The organism is Sphaerobacter sp. (genome assembly GCF_019683595.1).
Lineage (GTDB): Bacteria > Chloroflexota > Chloroflexia > Thermomicrobiales > Thermomicrobiaceae > Sphaerobacter.
Map to the genome: position 1 here is coordinate 1 of NZ_JADGHZ010000173.1, position 7,079 is coordinate 7,079.

General features: G+C 72.8%; 2 protein-coding genes. Both read right to left on the reverse strand.

Features of this window, described 5'->3' with window-relative positions:
* Positions 1–250: 250 nt before the first annotated feature.
* Positions 251–3,637, reverse strand: a complete 3,387-nt coding sequence (locus IRZ30_RS14245) for an exodeoxyribonuclease V subunit beta (RefSeq protein ID WP_294086116.1) — start codon at positions 3,635–3,637, stop codon at positions 251–253.
* 1 nt (position 3,638) lies between these two features.
* Positions 3,639–6,839 carry a PD-(D/E)XK nuclease family protein gene (locus IRZ30_RS14250; protein ID WP_294086117.1) on the reverse strand — a complete coding sequence of 1,067 codons (3,201 nt, stop codon included), beginning with the start codon at positions 6,837–6,839 and terminating at the stop codon, positions 3,639–3,641.
* Positions 6,840–7,079 lie beyond the last annotated feature (240 nt).

Here is a 7,079-nt window from a genome sequence, read left to right on the forward strand (position 1 = left end):
CTCCCGATGTTTATAAGAGCCCGGCCCGCCGCCGCGCCCCCGGCCGCGGGGGCGCGCGGGGCGGCGGAGCGAAGGATCTCGCGTCTGCCCCGCCGCGAACCGGAGAGATCCTTCGCTGCGCCGTGTGCGGCTGGCCGCCGCCCCCGGCTCCGCTCAGGATGACAGCGACCGGGCGACGGGGTTGGCTCGGGTGTATCTCGGGAATTCGTCACACTCCATAGGCCGGGATGCTGTGGGATCCATCCGCGCGTCATGCACACCCCGCCGCGACGGCGGCGTCGGTGAGCGTCGCGCTGGCGGTCGCCAGGTTCCGGCCGAGCGCGAGGAGGCCGTCGTCGACCGGGATGGCGCGCTCGACCCCGGCGCGGGCGAAGACGAAGACGACCTCTTTCACCGGCAGGCCGGTGGCTTCGGCCACGGCGAAGGCGTAGACCGCCGCCTGGTTGCGGTAGACGGCGAGGCGCGCGTCCACCTGCTCCGGCGTCACCCGGTCGGTCTTGTAGTCGGCGATGACGAGGCCGTCGGGCTCGCGGAAGAGGAGGTCGACCCGGCCCTCGACGAACCCGTCGCCCACGGGGAGGGTGAAGGCCACCTCGCGCGCGGCGCGCTCGGCCGCGCGGGCGCGCTGCACCACGCCGGAGGCCAGGCAGGCGCGGGCGAGCGCGGCGACTTCGTCCGCATGGCCGGGCACACCCGCCTCGGCGGCCTTGGCGCGGGCCATCGACTCGACCTCGCCGTCGCCCGTCAGGTCGAGCGCCTCCATGGTGGCGTGGAGGGCGGTGCCGACGGCCAGCGTGGCCTCGCGTGGCAGGGCACCCGGCGTCGCCTCGGCGTTGTCCGCCGGCTCCTGGTCCCATGCCTCGACGCTGCTGGCGGTGGTGACCCGAAGCCCGGCACCGGCCCGCTCCAGCAGTGCGGCGCGCTCGGCGACCCACCGCTCACGGGCGACCAGGGCGGCGTCGACCCCCACAGCCGCGGCGGGCGGCGACGATTCCCGGAATCCGTTGTCACCCACCTGGAGATGCGCGGCGAGGAGGACGTGGCAACCGTCGATGTCCGAGCCGTTGGGCGAGGGGTCGGGCGGCGGCGCTGGCAGGTGGGGAACCAGCCGGGCGAGCATCCCCTTCGGCTTGCGCTCCTTCTCCCTGGCATTCTTCCCGAGGATCACCGGGAGGATCAGGTGATCGCGGGCGCGGGTGGCGGCCACGTAGAGGAGTCGGTCCCGCTCGGCCGCGGCGTGCTGCTGCTCGATCTCTGCGGCGGCGGCGTAGCCGGGTGTCTCGAAATAGCCCAGGCTCTGGCTGCCCACGCGCAGGTGCAGCCGGTGGGCGGCGTGGTCGGGGATGACGTTGTTGACCCTGGCGTCGCGGCCCTGGAGGTTGGCGAGCGCGACGATGGGGAACTCCAGCCCCTTGGCGGCGTGGATCGTGAGCAGGCGGACCACGTCGTCCCCCGCCTCGGCCACGTCCGCGTCCTCCTCCTCGGTGCTCCTGCTGGTGGCCGTATCGAGCCAGCGGACGAAGGCGCGGAGTCCCCCGCCGCGCGCGGCGGCAAAGGCGCGGGCCTGGTCGACGACCTTGAGCAGGTTGGCGGCGGCCTGGTCCCCCTGCGGCAGGGTCAGGGCGTACTCGATCAGCCGGGTCGCGTCGATCACGCGGCGCACCAGCTCCGGCAAAGGCAGGCGGTGGCGCAGCGTGTGGAGCGTGCGGAGTGCGTGCATCCCGTCGGCCACGGCGGCGTGGCCGGGCGGCGGCTCGCGGCGGTAGTCGAAATCCGCGCCCATGGCGTTGGCGGCCAGGAAGATTTCCTCATCGGAGCAGCCGAAGGCGCCGGAGCGCAGGGCTGCGACCATCGACAGCCGGTCGCCCGGGTCGTCGATGGCGCGCAGGCAGTTGATCAGCTCCCGCACCTCCTGCCGCTGGAAGAAGCTGCGGCCGCCCTCGTGGCGGTAGGGGATGCCGGCCTCGGCCAGCGCCTCCTCGTAGATCTCGATGCCGGTCCGGCTGGGGACGAGGATCGCAATGTCGCGCCAGCGGGCGGGGCGGACCTCGCCCGTCTCCGGGTCGCGCACCGGCCAGGCCTCGACCTCCACCGCCTGCCGCAGCAGTGCCGCCAGCGTGGTCGCCTCTTGCCGGCGCACGTCATCGGCCGAGCCGTCCATCTCGTGGTGGACGACTACGACCGGGGCGCGGGGCAGGTCGAGCCGGGCCTGCGGCCAGGGGGCGAGCGGGACGTACCCGGCCTGGACGCCGTCGAGCGGGGCGATGATGTGCTGGAAGCAGCCGTTCACCCAGTCGATGACGCCGCTGAGCGAGCGGAAGTTCTGGGTGATGGTGCAGAGATCGCCCGGCAGGACATGCCGCTTGACCCACTCGTAGATGCTGATGTCGGCGCGGCGGAAGCGGTAGATCGACTGCTTCGGGTCGCCGACGAGGAAGAGGCGTCCCGGCGCCGGGCGCAGCTCGCGCCAGTCACGCGCGGCGGTGCCGTCCGGCTCCTCGCCGCAGAGGTAGAGCAGGATCTCGACCTGGAGCGGGTCGGTGTCCTGGAACTCGTCCACCAGGATGCAGCGGAAGCGCTCGCGGAAGTAGCGGCGGACCTCCGGCCGGTCGCGCAGCAGGTCGCGCGCCCAGACGAGCAGGTCTTCGAACTCGGCTCGGCCGGTGCGGCGGCGCTGCTCCGTGTAGTCCCGCACGAACTCCTCGGCCAGCGGCAGCAGCCCGGCGATCGCCTCGGCGCGCAGCGCACGCTTGATCTCCTCGACCGCCTCGCTTAGTTCCTCGCAGATCTCCTTCTGCCGGTCGCAGTCCGCCGGATCGGCCCAGTTGGTCCGGGTCCCCTTCTTGCCGATCTTCGGCAAGAGGAGGACGGCACGCTCTAGGGCGTCGGGGTCATGGCGCATCGCGCGCAGGTCGTCGCGCTGGGCGATGAGCACGCGGATCTGCTGGGCACCGGGGTCGTCGGGGTTGCGGCAGCCGCGGAGGAGATCCTCCAGCTCGTCCACGTCCTGCTCGAACCGCTCCAGGAACCCGGCGATGTCGGGTGCCGGCACGTCGTCATGGACCAGCGGCAGCAGGCTCCGGTGGTGGTGCACCTGCTCCACGACCTCGCGCAGGTGCCGCAGATCCAGCCCCCTGTTGAGCGCGCGCCAGACCGCCTCGGGACGCTCCCCGTCCTCAGGGTTCAGGAGTCCGGCGAGCCACTCGTGGTACGCCTCGTCGAAGGCGAGCGAGGCGCTCAGGTCGTCCATCTCCTCGAAGCCGGGGTCAAGCCCCGCCTCGACCGGCCGCTCTCGCAGCAGCCCCGCGGCGAAGGCGTGGATCGTCTCGATCCGGGCGCGGGGGAGCGCATAGAGCGCCTCTTCCAGCCGGGCGCGCTCCTCCTCCGACGTGGCGTTATCGCGCGCATCCTCAAGCCGCTCGCGGACCCGTGTCGCCAGCTCGGCCGCGGCCAGCCGGGTGAAGGTGATGACCACCAGCTCATCCACCGTCGCATAGCCGTCGCGGAGGATGGCGACGATGCGGTCGACCAGGACGGTCGTCTTGCCGGTCCCGGCACCGGCCTCGACGAAGAAGTTGCGGTCGAGCGCGGTGCGGATCGCCTCGCGGGTTGCCTGGTCGATCGGCCGGTAGTCCACGCTACATCACCTCCCCCAGCCGGGCGAAGTCTTCGGCGCGCGGGTCGGCCGCTTTGCGCTCCGCAAGGCGGGCGATGCGGATGTCGCAGACGGTGCTGTAGTCGCAGTAGGTGCAGTGCTCTCTGCTCGGGCCGGGCACGGGGTGGAACCGGCCGGCGGCGATACCCTCGGCGAGCCCCTGCAACAGCGCGGTGAACTCCTCCCAGCGGTCGCGCAGCGTCGCTCCGCTGAAGCGCACCCGTTTGAACTCGCCGCGGCGAGTGACGTAGAAGTACTCGGCTTCGCCCTGTTCCCAGGGGATGCCGAGGACGTGCGACGCCGCCAGCAGGTAGATCGGCAACTGCAACGCGCGTCCGCCGGAGAGGCAGTCGTCCTTGTGGTGGCTGGGGCGCCGCCCGGTCTTGTAGTCCACCACGCGGAAGGCGCTGCGATTGGGCGACCAGTCGATCCGGTCGATCCGCCCCTGGAAGCGGAGCGTCAGCCCGTCGGCCTGGAGTGGCACGGGGTCGTCAGTCGAGAGCGGGCTGTCCTCCCGGTCGTGGGTCCATTTAGGGCCAAAGCGCAGCTCGAAGGCGCCGGGGCGCAGGGCGTCGTCGCGCTCAGCCACCTCCCGGTCGTACCAGGTGGTGAGGTCTTCCATGATCGCCCGGCGGTCCACTTGCCAGAGGAGCGGGTAACCGACCAGCCCGCGCTGCTCGCGGTCGGCGCACTCCTCCTCGGCGATGGCGCGCAGCCGGGCCAGATGCGCCTCCCGGCGCGCCCGTGAGGGCGGGTCGCCCGTGCCGCACTCGGTCAGAAACCGCTGGAGCACGTCGTGGACGAGCGCGCCGCGCTCGAGCGCCTCGATCCGCTCCAGCAGGTCCGGCTCCTCGACCGGCTCCAGCCGCAGCAGGTAGGCCAGGAAGAAGCGGAAGGGGCAGGTGGCGTAGGTCTCCAGGCGGCTGGGCGAGATCGGGCGGCGCAGCCCGGCCCGTCGCGCCACCGCCGCGGCCGCAGCCGCTCCCAATACCCCGTCGTAGGCGGTAAGTTCACGTCCGCGCCAGCGCGCCGCCCAGGCGGCACGCGCCCGAGCGAAGGGCGGGTGGAGCCGTGCCAGGCACTCGGCACCCTGCTCCGGCGCGAGCGCCAGCAGCGTGCGGTCGTACTCCCCGGCGGTCAGGGCCTCCTCGGGGGTGGCGGCACCGAAGCGCCCGGCCGGCACGCGGGTGAAGAGTTCGCGTGGGAGGCTGTCGATGTCCTCGACACCGACCCGGCGGCCGGTCAACGCCTCCGCGGCGGCGCGGAAGAAGTGGGACGGCAGGATCGTCCGCCCGTCGCCACCGGAGCGCGGGTAGCTCAGCAGCAGGCGCTCCCCGGCCGCGGCGACGGCCAGCGCGAACAGCAGCGGCTCTGGGTCCGCCCCGGCGGCGCGGGGCGGGATCTCCCAGCCGCCCACGGCGCTGAGCCGGAGGCGCTCGCGGTCGAGCAGCAGCGCGTCCTGCCGCGGCGGGGCCGGGAACGAGCGCTCAGCCAGCCCGAGCACCGCCACGGCGCGGAACCGCAGGAACCGCAGGGAGAAGACATCCAGCACCGCGACCCCGTCACGGCCGAAGCGCCCGTTGGGCGGCACGTCGTCCGGCCCCAGCACCGTGCCGGCGTCGGCGCGCTCCAGCACGCGACGCACGGTGCGCTGGAAGCGGACGAAGCTCACGTTGGGCACGAGGGCGTCGAGCCGCGCCAGCGGCGCCAGGAGGTCGAGCAACGACTCGGCGCGGTCGATGTAGGTCACGGCCAGGTCGCGCAGGTAGTCGAGGTGTGCCTGCCAGGAGGCGTGCTCGGGCCGCGCCTCCAGCCGGTCGGCGAAGTCGTCGATGAAGGCCGACAGGCGCTCGATCGCTTCCAGTTCCATCTTGAGCCGGGCCTCGATGCGCTCCGGGTCTTCCTGCTCCTCGCCGAGGGCGGCGCGCCGCTTGGCTTGGTGCAGCAGGCTGAGCCGGGAGACCCACTGCTCGCGCCCCTCGACGATCCCGGCTTCGCGGGAGAGGGCGTCCCAGAGGGCCGGCTCGACCGGGCCGTAGCGCTCGGCGGTGGCGTCCGGCAGGTGGGTCTCGGTGATGAACTCCATGACCGCGGCGCGGCGCAAGGACGAGCCGGCCAGGGCGAGCAGTGCCAGCAGTCGACGGCCCTGGGGGTGCTCGGCCAGCGGACGCCCGCCGTACAGGTAGACCGGGATGCCTGCCTCGCGGAAAATCTCGTCCACCAGCGCCCGATACGGCTCGTCGTGCCGGAACACCACGGCCATCTCGTGGAAGGGGATCCCCTCGGCTGCCCAGGCGAGGCAGGCGCGGGCCGCCTCCCGCACCTCGCGCGCCGGATCGGGCGCCGAGACGAGCCGCACCGTGCCGTCCGGCTCCGTGCCCCCGGCCGGGTGGAAGAGCGTCGCGCGCAGGTGGTCGAGCGCCGTCGGCTCCCGGTCGGGCACCGGCTCCGGCGCGTGCTCCTCTTCGGCTCCCAGGCCGGTGAGCCAGTCGATCATCTCGCGGTGGACCCGGTCGGCCTCGGGGACAGAGCGCGGGAGGAACACCGTGACCGGGCGGGACTCCATCAGCCGCTCCAGCAGGCTGCGCAGCAGCCCCGACGGCTGCGCGATGCCGTAGACCAGCACGGCGGGCGCATCGAGCCGCGACGGGTCGGCTACGGCGTAGGTATCGAGCCCATCGTAGAAGCCGCGCCGCCGCTCGGCGTAGCGCGCGTAGAGGTCGGCCAGCGCCGTGCACTTCTCCTGGTTGACCTCAGCCCGGGACACCGCCGCCCGCAGCCCCTCCGGGTCGACCCCTGCCTCGCGCAGTTCCCGGAAGAGGCGCCCGAGCGCCTGGGCAAAGCCGGGCGCCTGTCGCACCGGGGCGAAGTAGCCCCCGGCGCCGAGCGCGATCTCTTCCGCCAGCAGGTGCTGCCCGCCGGCTGGGAGCGGCGTGCGTCCCTTGGCGAGCAGAGCCGGCTCGCCGAGCAACCGGGCGAGATGCCCCGGCGTCATGACCGGCAGGTTGACATAGCCCCCTGCCAGGCGGGCCAGGCGGCGGCGCAGGTAGTTGCCGATCAGCACATCGCCGACCAGCAGCAGCGGCGGGGCGAGCGGATCAACGGCCTTCCAGCGGCGCAGTTCATCCCCCAGCGCCGCCTCGATTGCGTCGAGGCTGCCCAGGATCAGTCGCGGTCGATGCATTCGGGATGTCCCCTTCCCGCGCAGACCGGATCACCCGGAGTGGGCTACTTCGATCCTAGTCACTTCGACGCATCAGGTCAACGTCGCTCAGTGTCGCGACATAAGACTTTAGGGCTGGATGGGCGGCCCTCACCCCCGGCCCCTCTCCCAACTTTGGGAGAGGGGAGCATGACGTATGACGCATGAGGCGTGACATTCCCCCTCTCCCAAGGTTGGGAGAGGGGGTTAGGGGGTGAGGGC